This is a genomic window from Pseudarthrobacter sp. MDT3-1 (assembly GCF_054510755.1).
The window spans coordinates 87,476-108,977 of sequence record NZ_JBTNDX010000003.1 but is presented as its reverse complement, the minus strand read 5'-3'; the positions used below and the strand labels follow the sequence as shown (position 1 = coordinate 108,977).

Genomic DNA, 21,502 nt, shown 5'->3' with positions numbered 1-21,502 from the left:
ATATCCATGCGGGGTCCGGCTAGTCGGCGTCGTAGGCTGCTGCCAGCAGCTGGACCGCTTCCGCAAAGGTGGCACCTTGGGCCTTGGCCACCGACGCATAGGAGTTGGCGGCCAGAGAGAGCGCGTCCGCCCGCTCATCACGCGCGCACACCACGGTGCCGTTCCTGCCCTTCGTGGCCACGACACCGGCTGCCTCCAGCTCCTTATACGCCCTGGCCGCCGTGTGGGGCGCGACGTCGAGCAGCCCCGCCAGGGTCCGCACCGCCGGCAGCTTGGTTCCCGGCGGAAGGGCCCCGCTGTCCGCGAGGCGGATCACATGCAGGCGCAGCTGCTCAAACAGTGCCACCGTGCTGGACTGGTTGGGCTTCCAGGGCCCGGGGAACGGACCAGTTGTTGTCATCGTCCGGCCTCCAACGTGCCGGCCCGGCCCGAGCGTCCGGCGAACTGGGCGTTGTAAAGCCGTGCATAGCGGCCGTTGGCCGCCAGGAGGCTTCGATGGGTTCCCTGCTCTGCAATGCGTCCGTGGTCCATGACCAGAATTAGATCAGCGTCCCGGACCGTGGACAAACGGTGGGCGATCACAAAGCTTGTTTTTCCACGGCGCAACCTCCGCATGGCCTGGCGGATCAGGACCTCAGTCCGGGAATCCACTGAACTGGTGGCCTCATCCAGGACCAGCACAGTGCGGTCCGCCAACTGCGCCCGGGCGATGGAGATCAGCTGGCGCTGGCCCTGGCTGAGCGGCTCTCCCCCGTTGCCCAGCATCGTGTCGTAGCCGGCCGGCAGCGACCTGATGAGGTGGTCCACGTGGCTCGCCTCTGCTGCCGCAGTGATCTCCGCAAACGTGGCTCCTGGCCGGCCGTATTCGATGTTCTCCCTGATGGTGCCGGAAAACAGCCAGGCATCCTGCAGCACCACCCCGAATCCCTTGCGCAGGACGTCCCGCGGAATGTCAGCAATGTCGGTACCCCCGATGGTGATCGTGCCGGCGTCGACCTCATAGAACCGCATGAGCAGGTTGACAACGGTGGTCTTGCCGGCGCCCGTGTGCCCGACAATCGCGACCGTCCGGCCCGGTTCCACCGTGAACGACAGTCCACGGACCACAGGGTCAGCCCGGGCATAGCCGAAGGTGACATCACTGAACACAATCCGCCCTTCCTGACTGTGTTTGTGACCGTCACTTTCGGGCTCGGCAGGTATCTCCGCGGCGTCGAGCAGGTCGAACACACGGCGCGCCGAAGCCACGCAGGACTGGATGACGTTGAGCATGCCGCCGATCTGGCCCACTGGCTGGGTGAAAAGCCGGCTGAACTGGATGAACGCCTGGATCCCGCCGATGGTCATGGCCCCCATGGTGACCTGGAGCGCCCCCACCACCGCCACCGCGATGTAGTTGATATTGGCGATAAGGACCATCAATGGCTGGACAATGCCGGATGAATACTGGGCCCGTGCGGATGCCCGGGCCAGGCGGTCGTTGCTTGCCTTGAAGACTGCCGCTGCCTGGTCCTGGTACCCGAAGGCCTTAATAACCTCGTGCCCGGTGACAAACTCCTCCACGTGCGCGTTCAACTCACCCGTTTCGGTCCACTGGCGGGCAAAATGCGCTTGGGACTTCCGGGCCACCATAACGGTGATAAGGGTGGACAAGGGCACCGAAACAAGCGCGATCAGGGCCAGGAGCGGCGAGATCCACAGCATCATGGCCAAGGCACCGCATAGCATCAGGACAGACATGATCAGCTGCGTGAGGACCTGGCTGAGCGCTTGCGAAATATTGTCGATGTCATTGGTGACGCGGCTCAGGACATCACCCCTGGACTGCTCTTGGAAGTACGTGGAAGGAAGCCGGTGCAGCTTGTCTTGAACCGATGCCCGGAGGCGGTACATCAGGCCGTGAACCGCGCTGGCCGTCAGCGCTCCCTGGATCCAGTTGAACAGCGAAGCGCCGATGTACATCGCGGCAACGGCGGCCAGCAGGAGTCCCAGGCGCTGCCCGTCGAGCGCTCCGCTGTAGACCCCATCCACCACCACATCGGTGGCATCACCGAGGTAGTTCGGCGCCGCGACGTTGAGGGCAACAAAAGCGCAGGTGGCCGCAACTGCACCCAGCATCCGCCCCCTGGACGGGCGCAGCAACGCGAGGACCCGGCGCGCTGTGGGCCAGAACCCTTCGGACGCCCCGGCGCCGGGCGAAGCGGTCATGGCGCGTCGTCCAGCGCCAGTTGGGACTCGGCGATTTCCCGGTAGGTGGCAGACGTCTCCAGCAGTTGCAGGTGTGTTCCCTGGGCAGCCAGCCGGCCGTCGTCGAGCACCAGGATCTGGCCGGCTCCGGCAGCGGTGGAGATCCGTTCCGCCACGACAATGACCACTGCACCCTCAAGGGCAATCTCCAGGGCATCCCGGACCCGGGCCTCGGTGGCGAAGTCCAGCGCAGAAAAGCTGTCGTCAAAGAGATAGACGGGGACCCTCCGCAGGAGGGCCCGCGCTATGCAGATACGCTGCCGCTGGCCGCCGGAGAGATTCGTTCCGCCTGGCCCGACCTCCGTGTCCATCCCCCGTGGCAGCGCACGGACGAAGCCGGCGGCCTGAGCTGTCTCCATGGCTTCCCAAAGCTGGCCCTCGGTTGCCTCCGGAGCTGCGACGCGCAGGTTGTCGGCGATGGTTCCGGAGAAAAGGTGCGACATTTGCGGCACCACCGCCATGGTCCGGCGGAGGACGTCCAGGGACATCGAGCAGATGTTCCGGCCGCCGATGCTGATGGTTCCGGCCGTGGCGTCCAGGAACCGGGGCACCAGGCTCAGGAGTGTCGACTTGCCGCTCCCTGTTGAGCCGACGATGGCAACAGTGGTTCCTGGCCGGGCCGTGAAGCTGATGTCTTCCAGTACCGGATTTTCGGCGCCGGGGTAGGAGAAGCTGACGTTCCTGAAAGTGACGCTGCCGCCCTCCAGGGAGCTCCCATGGCGGGTCTCTTGGGTCGGCGCCTTGTGGTCCTGGACTGACGGTCTTGCGTCGAGCACGGCTCCCAGCCGTTCTGCGCAGGCAACGGCCCGCGGCGCCGTCATGAACACGTACATGGCCATCATGATTGCCAGGAGAATCTGCAGGATGTACGCGATAAAGGCCGTGAGGGCACCAATCTTCATCCCGCCGTCGTAAACCCGGTGACCACCGAACCACACCACGGCCACCGACGACAGGTTGACCACAATCATGATCAGTGGCAGCATGCCGGCCACGAGCAGCGACGACTGAAGGTTGTTTCCCGTGAGGCTGCTGTTGGTCTTCGCAAACCGGCGCGTTTCGTGTCCCTGCCTGACGAAGGCGCGGATCACATTCGCGCCGATGATCTGTTCACGAAAGAGCTCCCCCGTTCGGTCCAGGAGCTCCTGCCCCTGCCGGTACAGGGGAACGAGGCGCCGGACGATGAGATACATGATGAGCAGAAGTATTGGCATGATGACCATCACGACGCTTGAAAGCACCATGTCCTGCTGCCACGCCAGTAAGACGCCCCCGGCGGCCATCACGGGGGCCGCCACAAGCATGGTGAAGACCAGGACGGCGAACGACTGGATCTGCTGGGTGTCGTTGGTGGCCCTGGTAACAAGACTTTGCGTGCCGAAGGCTGCCATTTCCTGGGAAGAAAGCGACTGGATCCTGGTGAAGACCTCGCCGCGCAGCTGGTGCCCGAGCTTCATGGCCACCACTGCCCCGAAGTAGCCCGCGGCGATGGCCGCCGACGCCTGGACCGCAGCTATCAGGACCATGACAGTGCCCAAACGGAAGATTTCCGGCGTGTTCCCCGCAACGATGCCGTCGTCGATGATGGCAGCGTTGATGGTGGGCAGCAGGAGGTTGCCTGCGGTCTGGACAAGCTGGAGAGCAACGATCGCGGTCACGGCGCCTTTGTGGCCAGCCAGCAGCCGGGTCATCAAGCCGAAAAGCATCGCACCTCCAGGACGGATTTGGGAGGCCGATGAGGGTCCGGCCATTTGCCATCCCCAGAAGCCGTTGTCGTCATTGTAACCAGCATCACATTCTCGACTCAGTCATAAGGCATTACCGACCAGAGAACCTCAAACGAATGGAGTTTATGCGCCTGGCCGCTTTTGCGCCACGGCAAAGATCCGCCGGAACGGAAACACCGTGCCATGTGCCGTTGCCGGGTATGCGGACAGCAGGGCTGCAGCATACTCCGCTTCAAAGGCGTGCCCGTCCTCGGCCGAAAGTGCCGCCACGACCGGGCGCAACGCCGTGCCGCGCACCCAGTCCAGCACCGGATCCGTTCCAGTGAGGACCTGCTGGTATGTGGTTTCCCAGGCGTCTGCCGTGCAGCCCGCGTCCAGCATGAGGCTGAGGTAGTCTGCGGGCTCCCCCACGGACTCTCCACCGCGAAGTACGCCGGCGAGCTGGGGCGCCCAGCGTGCCGAACCTGCGAGTTCCCGCATCAGGGCATGGGACGGGGCATTGAAGTTCCCCGGCACTTGCATGGCGAACCAGGCACCGGGCTTGAGCGCCGCCAGCCAGCCCGCCAGCATTTCCTGATGCCCAGGCACCCACTGAAGCGCGGCATTGGTGACCACCACGTCCGTTTCAGCCGGGGGCGTCCAGGCTGCGATATCCGCCAGCCCGAAGCTGAGGCCCGCATGCCTGGCTGCGTGCGCGGCGGCCTTGTCCAGCATCTGCCTGGACGAATCCAGCCCCACCACTTGCGCTTCCGGCCATCTCCGGGCGAGGGTGGCCGTGAGGTTTCCCGGACCACATCCCAGGTCCACAACGTGCTGTGGCCGGTCGGCCTGGATCCGCCCCGTCAGGTCGAAAAACGGCCGGTCCCGGTAATCGCCGAACTGGACGTACTTTACGGGGTCCCACTTCACAGTTACCTCCATCGCCGGGTGCTGTCTGGCAGTACCGCGAGCCTAACCCGGGCCCGCCCGGATATCCGGCACCGGCTGGGCACTAAGCTGGAAATCAATGAAACTCGTTGACCAGCTGCCTGTCCTGTCCGCCTCAGACCCCTCCGGCGCAGGCATCGGCCCGGACGCCCTGTACACGCAATTCCTTGAGTGGACCGAAAGCCGGGGCCTGGAACTTTACGCTGCCCAGGACGAGGCCATCATGGAGCTCGCCACCGGAGCCAACGTCATCCTCGCCACCCCGACGGGCTCCGGCAAATCGCTGGTGGCCATCGCGGCGCACTTCCAGGCCATGGCGCGGGGCCAGCGCAGTTACTACACCGCCCCCATTAAAGCGCTGGTCTCGGAGAAGTTCTTTGCCCTGTGCGACATTTTCGGTGCAGAAAACGTCGGCATGATCACGGGTGACTCCGGCGTCAACCAGAACGCACCGATCATCTGCTGCACGGCAGAAATCCTCGCGAACATCGCCCTCCGCGAAGGGGCCGACGCCGAGCTCGGTGCGGTCATCATGGACGAATTCCATTTCTACTCCGACCCCCAGCGTGGGTGGGCCTGGCAGGTCCCGCTGCTGGAGCTCCCCCAGGCCCAGTTCCTTCTGATGTCCGCCACCCTGGGCGATGTCAGCCGGTTCGAGGCCGGCATCACCGAACTTACGGGCCGCCCCACCACCACCGTCAGTTCAGCCGAGCGCCCCATTCCGCTGCATTACTACTACCACCAGACGCCGGTCCACGAAACACTCGAGGAACTCCTCTCCACCCGTCAGGTGCCCGCCTATGTGGTGCACTTCAGCCAGATCGAGGCCATTGACCGGGCCCAGACACTGATGAGCATCAACGTGTGCACCCGCGAGGAGAAGGACAAGATCGCGGAGCTGATCGCGAATTTCCGTTTCGCCGCAGGCTTCGGCAAGACGCTCAACCGGCTGGTCCGGCACGGTATCGGGGTCCATCACGCCGGCATGCTGCCGAAGTACCGCAGGCTCGTGGAGCAGCTCGCCCAGGCGGGCCTGCTCAAGGTGATCTGCGGTACGGACACACTGGGCGTGGGGATCAACGTGCCCATCCGCACCGTGTTGCTCACCGCACTGAGCAAGTACGACGGCGTCCGCACCCGCCCGCTTAACTCCCGGGAGTTCCACCAGATTGCCGGAAGGGCCGGCCGCGCCGGGTATGACACCGCGGGGACAGTGGTGGTCCAGGCACCCGAGCACGTCATCGAAAACGTGAAGGCGATGGCCAAGGCCACCGCCAAGTTTGGTGACGACCAGAAGAAGCTCCGCCAGGTGGTCAAAAAGAAGCCGCCGGAGGGCTTCGTCTCCTGGGGGGAACCCACCTTCAAGCGCCTCGTGGAATCCGTGCCCGATCCTTTGACGTCCAGCTTCAGCGTGACGCATTCGATGCTGATGAACCTGATGGAACGGCCCGGCGACCCGTTCACAGCGGCCCGCCAGCTGCTGACCGAAAACCACGAGACGCGGTCCTCACAGCTGCGGCTGATGAAAAAAGCCCTGGGAATCTATCGTGAGCTCCTCGCCGCTGAGGTGGTGGAGCGCATCCCGGCAGAAGAGCAGGGCCATGACGGCAGGACAGTACGGCTCACCGTCCATCTGCAGGCCAACTTTGCCCTGAACCAGCCACTCTCGCCGTTTGCGCTGGCGGCGCTGGAGCTCCTTGACCCGGATTCGCCGTCGTACGCCCTGGACGTGGTGTCCGTGATCGAGGCGACCCTCGAAAAGCCCCGCCAGATCCTCTCCGCGCAGCAGAAGAAGGCCCGCGGGGAAGCGATTGCCGCGATGAAGGCTGACGGCATCGAGTACGACCAGCGCATGGCCATGCTGGAGGAAGTCACCTACCCGCAGCCGCTCGCCGAACTCCTGGGCGAAGCCTTCGAGGTCTACCGCAAGGCCGCGCCATGGGTGGGCGACTTTGAACTGGCGCCCAAGTCCGTGGTCCGCGACATGTACGAGCGGGCAATGAACTTCGGCGAATTCGTCCAGTTCTACGGGCTGGCCCGCTCCGAGGGCATTGTGCTGCGCTACCTCGCCGACTGCTTCAAGGCGCTGCGCCAGACCGTGCCGCAGGACATGCTCCGGGAGGACCTTGAAGACCTCATCGCCTGGCTTGGCGAGCTGGTGCGGCAGGTGGACTCCAGCCTCCTGGACGAATGGGAGGAGCTGACGTCCGGCGCGATGCCCACCCCGCACGACGCTCCCCCTCCCCCGCCGCCGTCGCTGACGTCCAACATCCGCGCCTTCCGCGTGATGGTCCGCAACGAGATGTTCCGCCGCGTGGAACTGTTCGCGGACGAAAACGCCGCAGCCCTGGGCGAGCTCGACGGCGGCGCGGGCTGGGATGCCAACCGCTGGGAAGACGTCCTGGACGACTACTTCGACGAACACAACGACATTGGCACCGGCCCGGATGCCCGCGGTCCCGGACTGCTCATGATCACCGAAGAGCCAGGGCTTTGGAAGGTCCGGCAGATTTTCGACGATCCGGCGAGCAACCATGACTGGGGCATCTCCGCGGAAGTGGACCTGGCGGCCTCGGATGAAACCGGTACGGCAGTGGTCCGTGTCACCGACGTCAACCGGCTCTAGGCTCTGACCGAATGGACTCCGTCCCCGACCTGACCGGCAGCCTTCGGGTTGTGGAAGCCCTGGAGGCCCAGCCCGTGGCACCTTCCAACGGTCCACGGCAGTGGTGGAAGGGCCCGCTGGACGTCGAGGGACTGGCTTTGGGGGCGGTCCAGGCAGCAGCGACGTCGCTGAACGCGCTTGTTGGCGTTCCGGGCCGGTATTCCCTGGCATCCGGAGCCACCGCGGCGGCCTTCGATTCGCTGGGACATCTGCGGGTCGCGGGCGTCAAACCCGAAGGGTTCGCTCCGATGTCCGGCTTTCGGCGCACGTCGGACGGCTGGATCCGCCTCCACGCCAATTACCCCCACCACGCAGCCCGGCTGACGTCGGCCCTCACCGTGAGCACACCACAGGACGTGGAACACGCCCTGCTAGGTATGACGTCGCTGACAGCCGAGGAAGCCATCACGGCAAACAACGGCGTCGCTGCTGCCGTGCGCACACGGGACGATTGGATCGCGACCCCCATGTATGCGACGGCCAGCTCCGGTCCATGGATCAGAATCTCCAGTCCGCCACCGTCAGCCAGTGAAAGTCCGCAGCTCTCCCGGTGGGTTCCATCGGCAGTTCCGCGCCACCCCTTGGCCGGGCTAAAGGTGCTGGACCTGACGCGCGTCATTGCGGGGCCCACTGCCACACGCCTCCTGGGCGCCCTGGGCGCGGACGTTCTGCGCATCGACCCGCCCCAGCTTCCGGAGTTGAGCGATGTGTTCATTGACTCGGGCTTTGACAAGCGCAGCGCCGAGGCGGACCTCCGGGATCCTGCCGCCATGGAAACGGTCAGGCTTCTCATTGAGTCTGCAGACGTGGTGGTCACGGGTTACCGCGACGGCGGGCTGGACCCTTTTGGGCTGGCGCCCGAAGCGCTGTTGCTTGCCCGGCCGGAACTCGTGATCGTCACCCTCAGCGCCTGGGGCAGCGGCGGCCCTTGGAACGGACGGCGCGGTTTTGACAGCCTGGTACAGGCCGCTTGCGGCATCGCCGAACGGTATGGCCGCACGACTGATGACGGGTGGCAGCCGGGGGCGCTTCCAGTGCAGGCACTGGATCATGCCACCGGTTATGGCCTGGCGGCGGCAGCAATTGCCTTGCTGGCCGAACGGCTCCGAAGCGGACGTGGCGGCGCTGCCCGGCTTTCCCTGGCCCGCACCGCTGAAGAATTGTACCGACTGCCCGCAGTGGCCAGTCACGGCGGTTCCCTGCCTGACCCGGAACTCCGCGTGATGGACAGCCCCTACGGCCGCCTGCGATATGTTGGGCCGCCCATCATGGCGGACGGCGTGCCGCTGGAGTACAGCAAGGGACCCGTCCGCTACGGAACATCGCAGCTTCGCTGGCAATAGGGAGCCTGGCAGTAGGGATCACGGCCCCGCCAGTAAACTCGGACCATGAGTGTAATCCGCCCCGCCACCCGGCAAGACGTCCCCGCCATTCTGGAGATGATCCACGAACTGGCCATTTACGAGAAGGAACCGGACGCGGTCCGCAACACACCGGAAATGCTGGCTGATGTCCTGTTCGGCGAGAACCCGCGCGTGTTTGCCACATTGGCTGAGAACAGCGCAGGCGCGGTCCGGGGTTTCGCGCTCTGGTTCCTGAACTACTCCACCTGGGAAGGCGTCCACGGCATCTACCTGGAAGACCTCTACGTCAGCCCGCACGCCCGCGGCGAGGGCCACGGCAAGGCGCTCCTGCAGCACCTGGCCGCCACCGCCGTCGAGAACGGTTACGCCCGGGTTGAGTGGAGCGTCCTGGACTGGAACGAACCGTCCATCAACTTCTACCGCAGCCTCGGCGCCCGCCCCCTGGACGGCTGGTCCACGTTCCGGCTGACCGGCGACGCGCTGGAGAGCTTTGGCACCAGAACGGCAGCGTCCATCCGTGGTTGAGCGGGACGCTTCCACTCAAACCATGCAAACGCGGACCCCTGTCCCGCATTTTGTGAAGGCCCGGCACGAATTCCGGGGCATGCGCACCGCCGAGCACTACTTCACCGTTCCTTTGGACCACTTCGCGCCCGGCAGTGACGCCGCCGCCGAGACCATCACCGTGTTCGCCCGAGAGTACGTCTCGTCGGCCCACACTCAGGCTGAAGCCGAGGAGCTTCCCTGGCTGGTGTTCCTCCAGGGCGGGCCGGGCGGCCGCGGCAACCGGCTGGCTTCGCTGAGCGGCTGGAGCAAGGCGGCGGCCCGGGACTTCCGGATCCTGATGCTGGACCAGCGCGGCACCGGGCTTTCGACCCCCATCGACCGGAACACGCTGCCGGCGCGTGGAACGGCAGAGGCACAGGCTGCGTACCTTGAGCATTTCCGTGCGGATTCCATCGTGGCCGACGCGGAGCTCATCCGGGCGGCGCTCGGCTCCGGCCCCTGGAGCATCTACGGCCAAAGCTACGGCGGATTCTGCGCACTGACGTACCTGTCCTTTGCCCCGGACGGGCTGAAGGAGGCTCTCATCACGGGCGGACTTGCGCCGCTAGCCGGCCATGCCGACGACGTCTACCGCGCCACGTTCGCGCGCGTTGCCGCCCGCAACACCGAGTACTTCAGCTGGTATCCGGAGGACCGCCGGACAGTGAATGCGATCGCATCGCACCTTCGGCAGACCGAGGAGTTCCTTCCCGACGGCGGCCGGCTCACGGTTGAACGGTTCCAGATGGTGGGCTCCTTCCTGGGCGGAAACACGCGGGTGGACGGCCTGCACTACCTGCTGGAAGACGCCTTCACCGAGCCACCACACGGGAACAGGCTCTCCGATGCCTTCCTGGAGCAGGTCCAGGGCATCGTGTCCCGCCTGGCGAACCCGCTCTATGCTCTGCTGCACGAGTCCATCTACGGGCAGGGACAAGCGACGGACTGGGCTGCCTGGCGTGTGCTGCAGGAAAATCCGGCATTCCGCCCGGATGCGGAGGCGCTGCTGCTGACCGGCGAGATGGTGTACCCGTGGTATTTCGAACAGGATCCCGCCTTGGTGCCGCTGCGGCAGGTGGCCCATCTGCTGGCCGCCAAAACGGACTGGAAGCCGCTGTATGACCCCACACAGTTGGCCGCGAACAGCGTGCCGGTCGCCGCCGCGGTTTACCAGGACGACATTTACGTGGACCGCAGCCTGTCACTGGAGACGGCGGCTGCTGTGCGCGGACTCCGGGTATGGGAGACGGCCGACTTCCACCATGACGGCATAGCGGACGACGGCGAGGCTATTTTCGGGCGGCTGCTGGGTATGGTGCGCTCGGTTGCCGGCTCAGCCGGCAGCTGAGCCGGCCGCCGGGCTGCGGCGGCGCGCCACCAGGGCAACGACGGCGGCGGTCAGGACAGCAGCCCCCACCAGTCCGCCTGCCATGTTGAGCCCCAGGTAGCCGGCCCAGCTGAGGATCAGTCCGGAAGTGGCCCCGCCCACCGCACCTGCGGCGCCCATCAGCATGTCCGACACACCCTGGACCAGCACGCGGGACTCCTGGGGGACGCTCTCCGCCAGCAGCGTGGACCCGGAAATGGTGGCCGCAGACCAGCCCATGCCCAGCAGCACAAGTCCCACGGCCACCGCGACGGTGGACGTCTGGCCAAATCCGGCGACGGCGACGGCAGCGATCAGCGTGGCGAAGCCGATCATGATGGTCTCAGTCCTGCCTGCCTTGTCCGTCAGCCAGCCCATGACCGGCGACAACGCGAACATGCCTGCGATATGCAGGGAGACGGTGAAGCCGATGATCACCAGGACATCGCCGGAGGCGGCGTGGCCGGCATGGGAGGCACCAGGCCCGGCCACGAGTTCCTGCAAATGCAGCGGGGTCATGGACATCACGCCCACCATCACGGCGTGCGCTCCGACGACGGCGGCAAGCGCCAGCCAGGAAGCCCTGGACTGGCGGATTGCCCGCAGCCCGCGGACGAGCGATCCCCCGACTGCGTTGCGCGCGGTGGCGCTTTGCTGATTTGCCGTACGTGGTGGCGTGCCCTGCATCTTCCCGCCAGCTGGCTGGGCGTCGAGATCCAGTGCGGCGGGTTCCTGAGTGGCAAGATCCCGGGCGGCAAGATCCTGGGCGGCGATTTCCCGCGCGAGCAGGAGCGGGTCCGGCCTGAGGCCAGCGAAAAGCAGCACAATGGCCAGCAGGAGTCCGGCTGCGGAGATCACGAACGGTCCGGCGACGGGCGGCAGGCCGAGGGCCAGGCCCACAACGGTGCCGGGCTGGATCAGGTTGGGTCCGGCCACGGCGCCGACCGTCACAGCCCACACCACGGCGGAAAGCGCCCTGCCGCGGTGTTCAGCATCCGCAAGGTCGACGGCGGCGAAGCGTGCCTGCAGGCTGGCCGCGGTACCCACCCCGATGCCCACCGCCCCCAGCACCAGCAGGACGAACAAGCCGGACACCACCGACATCACTATCAGAACTGTGCCGGCGAGGGCGGCGGAAAGCCCCGTGACCTGCCCGGCCCGACGGCCCCGCCGGTCCGCCAGCGAAGCAAGGGGCAGTGCTGTCAGCGCGGCCCCCAATGTCATAACCGTGGCCACGGCACCCGCCCACACGCTGGAACCTGACTGTTCCACGGCCAGGATGGACCCAATGGAAACCGTGGCTCCGGTGCCGATGCCACCGAAAACCTGGGCCGCGCTCAGCAGCACCACGGTGCGCCGTTGCACCTGGCGCACTCCTCTTTCCGTGATCAGTGTGCGGGCCATGGTCCGAGCATAGTCCTGGGCGGCCAGGTCCTACAGGGGGCAGATTAAGCCACTGATCCCGGCCGCCGTGCGGCCGGGATCAGTGGAAATGCAGTGTGCGTCAACGGAACGCGGAGACAGCCTACTCGGCGTCGCTGAGGCTCTTCTTGGCGTCTTCCTCGAGTCGGGGGTCCAGGTGGGCTGTCTTTGCCTTGGAGCTCAGGAGGCTGGCAATCACGGCAACGATGATGGTGCCCACGATGACGGCCAGGGAGACGAATGTCGGAATCTCCGGGGCCCACTCGATGTGGTTGCCGCCATTGATGAACGGCAGTTCGTTCACGTGCATGGCGTGGAGCACCAGCTTCACGCCGATGAACGCCAGGATGAAGGACAGCGCGTGCTTCAGGTAGATCAGGCGGTTCATCAGGCCACCCAGCAGGAAGTAGAGCTGGCGCAGGCCCATCAGGGCGAACAGGTTGGCGGTGAAGACGATGAACGGGCTCTGCGTCAGGCCGAAGATCGCGGGAATCGAGTCCACTGCGAAGAGGAGGTCGGTCAGGCCGATGGTGATGAACACGATCAGCATGGGGGTGAAGACCTTCTTGCCGTCCACCGTGGTGCGCAGCTTGCCGCCGTCGAACTTCTCCGACATGGGGATGACCTTGCGGATCCGGGCGATGAGCGGGTTTTCCTTGTCCTCTTCGTCCTCGCCTTCGTCCTGGGCCTGCTTCCAGGCGGTCCAGAGCAGGAACGCGCCAAAGATGTAGAACACCCAGCTGAACTGCTCGATCACGATGGCGCCGAGGAGGATGAAGATGCCGCGCAGGATCAGGGCGATGATGATGCCCACCATCAGGACTTCCTGCTGGTACTTACGAGGCACGGAGAAGCGGGCCATGATGATGATGAAGACAAACAGGTTGTCGATGCTGAGGCTGTATTCAGTGACCCAGCCGGCCACAAACTGGCCGCCGAATTCGGCGCCGGTAAAGAAGAACATGGCCCCGGCGAACAGCAGGGCCAGGGAGACGTAGAACGCAACCCACAGGCCGGCTTCCTTCATGGAAGGCTCGTGGGGGCGCCGGACGACCAGCAGAAGGTCAATGAGGAGGATCAGGCCAAGGACGACAAGTGAGCCGACCTCGAACCACACGGGTAATTCGGGCACAGGTTAGCCTTTCGCAGGGTACAGAGAAATGGTGTAAGTCTCTCCGGCCAGCCTGTGCACTTGGTGCTGAAATGGCGGCCCGCTACGCCCGGCCAGGCAACTGTGCCTGGCGTGTTGACGATCGTAGCGCTCGGGATACTCCCCTACGTGACGTTAACTGTACAGCAGCGTCCCGACATGCGGAAACATGCCCCGACTGCCACGTCCCTTCGACGCCCGGGGGTGGACTAGGCGTGGCCGGCCGCCTGCATCTGGCGGAGTTCCTTCTTAAGGTCACTGACCTCGTCCCGGATCCGCGCGGCCAGCTCGAACTGGAGTTCGGTGGCAGCGCCGTGCATCTGTTCGGTCAGCTGTTCGATGAGGCCCACGAGGTCTTCGGCCGGTGCCGCGGCGAGGCCGTCCTTGCGGACTTGTGCCGCGCCCTTGGCCGCAGACTTGCTACGTTTGGCGCCCTTGGCCAGCCGGTTGTTGTTGAGCAGCTCCTGGGTGTCGGCGTCTTCCTTGGCAAGTTGGTCGGTAATGTCGGCAATCTTCTTCCGCAGCGGCTGCGGATCGATGCCCCGTTCCGTGTTGTAGGCAACCTGGATGGCGCGGCGCCGGTTGGTCTCGTCGATAGCCTTGGCCATGGAGTCGGTGATGCGGTCCGCGTACATGTGGACCTCGCCGGACACGTTGCGGGCAGCACGGCCGATGGTCTGGATCAGCGAAGTCGCCGAGCGCAGGAAGCCTTCCTTGTCCGCGTCCAGGATGCTCACGAGGGAGACCTCGGGCAGGTCCAGGCCTTCGCGAAGCAGGTTGATGCCCACCAGGACGTCGAAGACACCCATCCGGAGTTCCCGGAGCAGTTCAACGCGTCGGAGGGTGTCCACGTCCGAGTGCAGGTATTCGACCTTGATGCCGTGGCCCAGCAGGTAGTCGGTGAGGTCCTCCGCCATCCGCTTGGTCAGGGTGGTGACCAGGACGCGTTCGTTCTTTGCCGTGCGGGTCTTGATCTCGCCGAGGAGGTCATCAATCTGGCCCTTGGTGGGTTTGACCACCACCTCGGGGTCGATCAGTCCGGTGGGCCGGATGATCTGCTGCACAAAGCCGTCAGCCTTGCCGAGTTCGTACTTGCCGGGCGTGGCCGACAGGTAGACCGTCTGGCCCACGCGTTGGAGGAATTCGTCCCATTTCAGCGGTCGGTTGTCCATGGCCGACGGCAGGCGGAAGCCGAAGTCCACGAGGTTCCGCTTGCGGGACATGTCGCCCTCGTACATGGCGCCGATCTGCGGCACGGTGACATGGGATTCGTCGATCACCAGCAGGAAGTCGTCCGGGAAGTAGTCGATGAGGCAGTGCGGAGCGGTCCCGCGGGCACGGCCGTCGATGTGCGACGAGTAGTTTTCGATGCCGTTGCAGAAGCCCATCTGCTGCATCATTTCGAGGTCGTAGGTGGTGCGCATCCGGAGCCGCTGGGCTTCCACCAGCTTGTTCTGGCCTTCCAGGACGGCCAGGCGTTCGGCGAGTTCGTCCTCAATCCGCTTGATGGCCCGGGCCATCCGCTCGGGCCCGGCCACATAGTGCGAGGCCGGGAAGACGTACATTTCCTCCTCGTCCCGGATCAGTTCGCCAGTCAGCGGATGGAGAGTGTGGATGTTCTCAATCTCGTCTCCGAAGAATTCGATGCGGATGGCCAGTTCCTCGTACATCGGGATGATTTCCACGGTGTCGCCGCGGACCCGGAACGTGCCGCGGTGGAAGTCCATGTCGTTGCGCGCGTACTGCATGGAGACGAATTTCCGGAGCAGGTCGTCGCGGTTCATCTGCGCCCCTTTGCGGAGCGTGACCATGCCGGCAATGTACTCTTCCGGCGTGCCCAGGCCGTAGATGCAGGACACCGTGGCCACCACAATAACGTCCCGGCGGGTCAGCAGCGCATTGGTGGCGGAGTGGCGGAGCCGTTCCACTTCCTCGTTGATGGACGAGTCCTTCTCAATGAAGGTGTCCGTCTGCGCTACGTAGGCCTCAGGTTGGTAGTAGTCGTAGTACGAAACGAAGTACTCCACCGCGTTGTTGGGCAGGAGTTCACGGAATTCGTTGGCGAGTTGGGCGGCCAAGGTCTTGTTCTGCACCATGACCAACGTGGGCCGCTGGACCTGTTCGATGAGCCACGCCGTGGTGGCGCTCTTGCCGGTGCCGGTGGCGCCCAGCAGGACAACGTCCTTTTCGCCGTTCCTGATCCGCTCCGTGAGTTCGGTGATGGCGGCAGGCTGGTCGCCGGCCGGCTGGAACTCGCTGATGACTTCAAACGGAGCGACGACGCGGTTGATCTCCTGGGCAAGGCTCATGCATCTAATCTACAACCGGGGACCGACAGTGAAAGCCGGATCAGTTACCGGCGAACATCACCCTAAACGGGCGGACAGGATCAGGGCGCGTACGACGGCGGCACCCACCCCGTGCGCGCAGCCCAACCGTCCATACGCGGCCAGGCGACGTCCGTGAACCACGGCTCCTTCGCCTCCGCATAGGCGTGGGTACCTCTACTGCCGGCAAACTGTTCGGTCAACGCGCGTTTATGGTCTTCATACAAGGCGGCGGCTTCCGTGTCGTTCCTGAGCCAGTCGCGGAAGAGCAGCGCGTAGCGCCAGCCGGCCGATCCGGCCGCCCGTACGTGCACGTTGGCGGGGCGGCCGGGGTCCGCGTTGGCGTGGAAGCGTTTTTGCCACTGCGCCGGGTCCGGATCCGTCAGTTTCGGAGTGTCGAAGCCAACCCCCGGCACGGCCGGGAAGCCAGCAGCGGCCAGCAGCGGTGCGATCCGGTCCGCGGCGTTGAGATCGGACACCGTGACCTGGAGGTCGATGACGTCCTTGGCTGCCAGGCCAGGCACGGCTGTGGAGCCGATATGGTCCACAGCCAGGATGTCGTCCGGTGCTGCGGCCGTGATTCGGGCGCCAAGCCGTGCAGCCTGGACCGCCCAATCCTGCTGCGGCACCGACAAGACTGCCATGCCTGCCCTGACCGCCCTGACGCTGCGCCGGAGATTGCGCGCGAACGGCACCAGTCGTTCGGCCCAGAGCCGGTCCACCTGCGCCGTCACGTCCGCCAGTGATCCGGAGTTGTCCAGCACGACGTCGGCAGCGGCCAGCCGCGCCCCGCGCGAGGCCTGGGCAGCCATGCGTGACCGGGCGTCCTCGGCCGTCATGCCGCGGTGTTCGAGCATCCGGGCGATCCTGACGTCATCGGCCGCGTCCACCACAAGGACAAGATGGAAGCCGCTCCCCTGGCCCGTCTCCACGAGCAGTGGAATGTCCTGGACCACAATGGCGCCGGCCGGGGCTGTGGCGATGATCCTGGCCGCGGCGGCCCGGACCAGCGGGTGCACAATGCCGTTCAGCACGGCCAGCTGCGAGGGATTGCCGAACACCACGGCACCCAGCCTGGCCCGATCCAGCCGGCCGCCGCCGTCGAGCATTTCCGCTCCAAAGGCTTCCACCACGCTGGCCAGCCCCGGCGTTCCCGGTTCAACGACGTCCCGAGCCAGCGCATCCGCGTCCACCAGCACCGCACCGAGCTCCGCCAGGCGTGTGGCGACCACTGACTTCCCTGAGGCGATGCCGCCCGTCAAACCGATCTTCAGCATCCCACCACCCTAAACTGAAGACGTGGCACAAACAGCGGATACACAGAGCACTGACGCCGCAGACAGCAGGGCCACCGCCTACACCACGCTCGCGTTGGGGCCGGAGTTCCGGCACGAGATCGAGATCAAACGCTCCAGGTTCATCACGGTGCTGCGCCGCGCGGACAATGAGGACACCGCGCGGGATCTGGTGGCCGCCCTGCGCCGCGAGTTCCACGATGCCCGCCACCACTGCTCGGCGTTCGTCCTGGGGCCGGACCGGGACATCCAACGCTCCAATGACGACGGCGAGCCCTCCGGCACGGCCGGCATCCCCATGCTGGAGGCCATCATCAAGAGGGAAACAGCGCCGGGCGTGACGGACCTCAGCGACGTCAGCGCCGTCGTCGTCCGCTACTTCGGCGGCATCCTGCTGGGGGCGGGTGGGCTGGTGCGTGCATATTCCGAGTCGGTTTCCGCGGCCCTGCAACGGGCCCCACTGGTTCGTCGCAGCCGGCTGCGGATCTGTTCGGCGTCGGTGCCGCACTCCGCCGCGGGACGGCTGGAGAACGACCTTCGCGCGGCCGGGTTTGTGATGGCGGAAACCACCTACGGAGCGCAGGACACGGTCCTTCGCCTGGCCGTGCCTGACGATGCCGCGGAAGTTTCTGCCGCCACCGATCGCGTGTTGTCACTCACCGCCGGGAGAACCGTGCTCACGCCGGCCGGAACGGAGTGGCTCGATGTCCCGCTGCCCTGAAGTCCGTCTGGCAGACGTCGACGACCCCATGCTGGAGCGGCTGCTGCAGCTGGCGCAGCTGGATGCGTCCGCGGATGACGTCACGCCGCCGCTGGGCAACGGGACGGGCTGGAATGCCGAACGCATCGACTGGTTCCGCGTCTACCACCGGTCTGCAGCCGCGGGACTGGAGGGACCGGTAGCGGAAAAGAGCTGGGCAGTGCTATGCGACGGCAGCCCGGCCGGCGCGATCAGGCTCAAGCTGACGGACGCGGAAACGGCGCAACACGAAACAGCTGAGACGGGCATCTGGCTGGGCCGGAGCTACCGCCGCCACGGTGTCGGCGGCGCCGCGTTGCGGCTGGTGTTGGCGGAAGCCCGCCGCGCGGGATTGCACCAGGTCGTGGCCAACACCACAGCAGCCAACATCGGCGCGCAGCGGCTCCTCACCGCCGCTGGCGCGGTCCTGACGCACGACGACGGCGGCGCGGTGAGTGCCGTCGTCGTACTCTCAACTAACTCGCAGTAGACGCACCGAAAGCCTCGTTTGGGAGCATTAAGTGCTGGTCAGATGGCCGGCCAACCACGGATGGCGCATTAAGCACAGCGGGCCCCTGCCTTCGCAGGGGCCCGCTGTGCTGGCCCGGGAAGCCCCGGGCCGGTGGCAATTAGTTGCCGGTCAGCTTCTCGCGCAGAGCTGCAAGAGCCTCGTCCGAAGCAAGGGTACCGGCCCCGGCGTTGGACTCGGCAGCAGGCTCCGAAGAGTAGCTGGTGGTGCCGGAATCGCTGTCACCGGACGTTGCAGCTGCAGCGTCGTCAGCAGCGTGCTGGGCAACCTGCTTCTTGTGTGCTTCCCAGCGGGTCTGGGCGTCAGCGTACTGCTGCTCCCAGACGGCGCGCTGGTTCTCGTAGCCTTCAAGCCACTCGTTGGACTCCGGGTCGAAGCCCTCCGGGTACTTGTAGTTGCCCTCTTCGTCGTACTCAGCGGACATGCCGTAGAGAGCCGGATCGAATTCGGTGGACTCGGCGTCAACGCCCTCGTTAGCCTGCTTGAGGGAGAGGGAGATGCGGCGGCGCTCGAGGTCGATGTCGATGACCTTGACGAACAGCTCGTCACCAACGGAGACAACCTGCTCAGCCAGCTCCACGTGGCGGACTGCCAGTTCGGAGATGTGCACGAGGCCTTCGATGCCGTCTTCGACGCGTACGAACGCACCGAACGGAACGAGCTTGGTGACCTTACCCGGAACAACCTGCCCGAGGGCGTGGGTGCGGGCGAAGGTCTGCCACGGATCTTCCTGCGTAGCCTTGAGCGACAGGGAAACACGCTCGCGGTCCAGGTCGACTTCGAGAACCTCGACAGTGACTTCCTGGCCAACTTCGACAACCTCGGACGGGTGGTCGATGTGCTTCCAGGACAGCTCGGAAACGTGAACGAGGCCGTCTACGCCGCCCAGGTCCACGAAGGCACCGAAGTTGACGATAGAGGAAACAACGCCGGGACGAACCTGGCCCTTTTCCAGCTTGTTGAGGAACGTGGAGCGGACCTCGGACTGGGTCTGCTCGAGCCAGGCACGGCGGGACAGCACAACGTTGTTGCGGTTCTTGTCCAGCTCGATGATTTTGGCTTCGATCTTCTGACCGATGTACGGAGCGAGGTCGCGCACACGGCGCATCTCGACGAGGGATGCGGGCAGGAAGCCGCGCAGACCGATGTCGAGGATAAGACCACCCTTGACAACCTCGATGACGGTACCGGTGACAACACCGTCTTCTTCCTTGACCTTCTCGATGTCGCCCCAGGCGCGCTCGTACTGAGCCCGCTTCTTGGAGAGGATCAGGCGGCCTTCTTTGTCTTCCTTGGTGAGCACCAGGGCTTCGACGAGATCGCCAACGGAGACAACGTCTCCGGGATCAACGTCGTGCTTGATGGACAGCTCGCGGGAGGGGATGACACCTTCGGTCTTGTAACCGATGTCGAGCAGAACTTCATCGCGGTCGACCTTGACGACGGTACCTTCGACGAGGTCTCCGTCGTTGAAGTACTTGATGGTGGCGTCGACTGCTGCGAGGAAGTCCTCAGCGGTACCGATGTCGTTAATGGCGACTACGGGGGTACCGGGCTTCTCGGTGGAGGTGATGGTCATGTAGTAGGGGCTCCGTTGTGGATAGTAAGTCGGTCAGGCAAACCGCCGCGCCCGCGTTATGGAACGCAGGCGCAGGTCTTCGGGCGATCGCAGGGATCTTCCGGGTCTTCCTGATTTGTGGATTCTAGAAACGCGCACGTAGTACGCGCCCACTTATTCTAGTCGCAGCGGCCAACGAGGGTCAAAGCGCATGGCAACGAGCGGCCTGGCTGAGCGTGCCTGCAATGCCGGGGCTCAGAAGTGTGTGAGGCAGTGCGTGGCGCGCTCCACCGCGAACATCCCGCGGGCCCGGAGCGCCGCGCCCTGGGTGTGTTCACGGATCCGGCCCGCCGCCGTCAGCGTCACCGGGCTGACAGCGCCGAGGTAGATGGATGACAGCGCGGAGACATCCAGCGTCAGGTCCGGATCCTGCGCAGCTGCCAGACGCACGACGGCGGCCTCGCCGCCGCTGACGTCCACGGCAAACGTTCCCGCCGTGAGACCAAGCGGGTCCTGCACCTCGAGCACCAGCCTGCCGTCCAGCGGGTAATGCCGGGCTTCCAGCGCCTGGGCCACGTCCAGGATGCGGAGCCAGAGCATGTCCCGGCCGTCTGAGGAGTCGATGCAGCGGGGATCGGCCAGTGCCCACGTGAGCGGGTCATCCAGCGGTGCTTCGTCCCACGTGATGCGTTCCACCAGGTCGATGGCGGCCAGGAACTGCCAGAGCTCCAGGTACGCCTCGTTCGTGGCCGCCACGAGGTCCACCACCTGCATGGTGTAGGGCTCGGTGTCCCAGCCAAGGAATTTGTAAGAGACGTAGCCGTCCACGGCGCCGTCGGGGCCGTAGTGCAGTGCCGCCTTGACGGCAGGATCTTCCTTGCCCTCGCGGCCCAAGGAACCTGAAGCAAGCTGGCGGTACCAGTCCTGGCGGCCGATCGATCCCGGCGTCAGGCGGTGCACGCGGTCGAAGACGACCGGCGCCAGGTCCAGCAGCACACGGGGGTCCGCGATGTCCACGGTACCGACGGCGTGATGGTTGAGCCGGAACCGGGCAGTGGTGTCCACTTTCACGGTCTGTTCGAAGCTGGCCACGCCGTAGCCAAAGCGCCCATAGATGGAGCCTTCTGACGCTGTCAGGGCGGCCATTGCCAGGCCATCGTTTTTCGCCATGGCCAGGTCCTCGGACATCATCCGGCGCAGCAAGCCGCGCCGCCGATGTGAGGTCCGGACCGTCACAGCTGTGACCAGTTGCGTTTCCAGCAGCCGGCCGAAGCCGATGTTGAGTGTTTTGCGCAGGGTGCCGAAGGTTGCCACCGGTACCTCCGCGGGGAGCGACCCAGGCGCGACTTCCCGGGTCTGGTAGGCGCCGGTGAAGATCCGCCGGTCAGCTGCGTAGGTCTCCAAGGATTTGGCAACATGCTCCGGTGTCCGCGTGGATTCGTGGAAGCCAAAGGCGACCGCCTTCACCCATGATTCGGCGTCGGGATAACCCGCCTCGCCTTTGGATGCCGCTGGGAAGCGCCGGATTTCATAGTCATCACTCAGTTCGGCCACACCGCCGAGCCTAACCAATGATTCCGGCGCCTGGCCAGCAGCAACACGCTCGCAGGCAGGAAGTTCCGCAGAGCCGGCGGGAAATG

The 21,502-nt window shown here is 65.3% G+C and carries 16 protein-coding genes; 6 read left to right on the top strand and 10 right to left on the bottom strand.

Annotated features, from left to right (window positions below):
* Positions 1-19: 19 nt before the first annotated feature.
* The 4 genes from ACX80X_RS03140 to ACX80X_RS03125 form a co-directional block, all read right to left on the bottom strand.
* Entirely contained in the window at positions 20-400 is a 381-nt protein-coding gene (locus ACX80X_RS03140; protein WP_252598771.1) for a GntR family transcriptional regulator, read from the bottom strand.
* Positions 397-2,208 carry an ABC transporter ATP-binding protein gene (locus ACX80X_RS03135; RefSeq protein WP_252598770.1) on the bottom strand — a complete coding sequence of 604 codons (1,812 nt, stop codon included), beginning with the start codon at positions 2,206-2,208 and terminating at the stop codon, positions 397-399. Before ACX80X_RS03135 ends, ACX80X_RS03140 begins: the two co-directional genes overlap by 4 nt.
* Positions 2,205-3,953: an ABC transporter ATP-binding protein gene (locus ACX80X_RS03130; protein WP_252598769.1), complete on the bottom strand. Its 1,749-nt coding sequence runs from the start codon at positions 3,951-3,953 to the stop codon at positions 2,205-2,207. Before ACX80X_RS03130 ends, ACX80X_RS03135 begins: the two co-directional genes overlap by 4 nt.
* 144 nt (positions 3,954-4,097) lie before the next feature.
* Positions 4,098-4,883 carry a trans-aconitate 2-methyltransferase gene (locus ACX80X_RS03125; RefSeq protein ID WP_252598768.1) on the bottom strand — a complete coding sequence of 262 codons (786 nt, stop codon included), beginning with the start codon at positions 4,881-4,883 and terminating at the stop codon, positions 4,098-4,100.
* 97 nt (positions 4,884-4,980) lie between these two features.
* Between ACX80X_RS03125 and ACX80X_RS03120 the strand changes: the two genes are divergently transcribed.
* The 4 genes from ACX80X_RS03120 to ACX80X_RS03105 are packed head-to-tail and all read left to right on the top strand — an operon-like array spanning position 4,981 to position 10,824.
* Complete coding sequence (locus ACX80X_RS03120; RefSeq protein WP_459311177.1) at positions 4,981-7,527, top strand: DEAD/DEAH box helicase; 2,547 nt, start codon at positions 4,981-4,983, stop codon at positions 7,525-7,527.
* A gap of 11 nt (positions 7,528-7,538) precedes the next feature.
* Entirely contained in the window at positions 7,539-8,909 is a 1,371-nt protein-coding gene (locus ACX80X_RS03115) for a CoA transferase (protein ID WP_459311175.1), read from the top strand.
* Positions 8,910-8,954: 45 nt separating this feature from the next.
* Positions 8,955-9,455, top strand: a complete 501-nt coding sequence (locus ACX80X_RS03110) for a GNAT family N-acetyltransferase (protein ID WP_459308742.1) — start codon at positions 8,955-8,957, stop codon at positions 9,453-9,455.
* Between the two features lie 22 nt (positions 9,456-9,477).
* Positions 9,478-10,824, top strand: a complete 1,347-nt coding sequence (locus tag ACX80X_RS03105) for an alpha/beta fold hydrolase (RefSeq protein ID WP_459311173.1) — start codon at positions 9,478-9,480, stop codon at positions 10,822-10,824.
* Here ACX80X_RS03105 and ACX80X_RS03100 read toward each other — a convergent pair.
* The 4 genes from ACX80X_RS03100 to coaE all read right to left on the bottom strand — a co-directional run bounded on the left by ACX80X_RS03100 (position 10,810) and on the right by coaE (position 17,018).
* Entirely contained in the window at positions 10,810-12,246 is a 1,437-nt protein-coding gene (locus ACX80X_RS03100; RefSeq protein ID WP_252598763.1) for an MFS transporter, read from the bottom strand. The two genes, ACX80X_RS03105 and ACX80X_RS03100, sit on opposite strands and share 15 nt — an antisense overlap.
* A 121-nt stretch (positions 12,247-12,367) precedes the next feature.
* Positions 12,368-13,396, bottom strand: a complete 1,029-nt coding sequence (locus ACX80X_RS03095) for a TerC family protein (protein WP_252598762.1) — start codon at positions 13,394-13,396, stop codon at positions 12,368-12,370.
* Between the two features lie 227 nt (positions 13,397-13,623).
* Complete coding sequence (gene uvrB / locus ACX80X_RS03090; protein ID WP_252598761.1) at positions 13,624-15,723, bottom strand: excinuclease ABC subunit UvrB; 2,100 nt, start codon at positions 15,721-15,723, stop codon at positions 13,624-13,626.
* Positions 15,724-15,803: 80 nt separating this feature from the next.
* Positions 15,804-17,018: a dephospho-CoA kinase gene (gene coaE / locus ACX80X_RS03085; RefSeq protein ID WP_459308747.1), complete on the bottom strand. Its 1,215-nt coding sequence runs from the start codon at positions 17,016-17,018 to the stop codon at positions 15,804-15,806.
* A gap of 22 nt (positions 17,019-17,040) precedes the next feature.
* Here coaE and ACX80X_RS03080 point away from each other — a divergent pair, with 22 nt between their 5' ends.
* Positions 17,041-17,757: an IMPACT family protein gene (locus tag ACX80X_RS03080; RefSeq protein ID WP_252598759.1), complete on the top strand. Its 717-nt coding sequence runs from the start codon at positions 17,041-17,043 to the stop codon at positions 17,755-17,757.
* Complete coding sequence (locus ACX80X_RS03075) at positions 17,741-18,265, top strand: GNAT family N-acetyltransferase (protein WP_252598758.1); 525 nt, start codon at positions 17,741-17,743, stop codon at positions 18,263-18,265. The genes ACX80X_RS03080 and ACX80X_RS03075 overlap by 17 nt, the downstream gene beginning before the upstream one ends.
* Before the next feature lie 139 nt (positions 18,266-18,404).
* Here ACX80X_RS03075 and rpsA read toward each other — a convergent pair whose 3' ends face one another.
* Both rpsA and ACX80X_RS03065 read right to left on the bottom strand, forming a co-directional pair.
* Entirely contained in the window at positions 18,405-19,883 is a 1,479-nt protein-coding gene (rpsA, locus tag ACX80X_RS03070; RefSeq protein ID WP_056339708.1) for a 30S ribosomal protein S1, read from the bottom strand.
* A gap of 234 nt (positions 19,884-20,117) precedes the next feature.
* A complete protein-coding gene (locus ACX80X_RS03065; protein WP_459311253.1) occupies positions 20,118-21,407 on the bottom strand; it encodes a GNAT family N-acetyltransferase in 1,290 nt (429 codons plus the stop codon).
* Positions 21,408-21,502 lie beyond the last annotated feature (95 nt).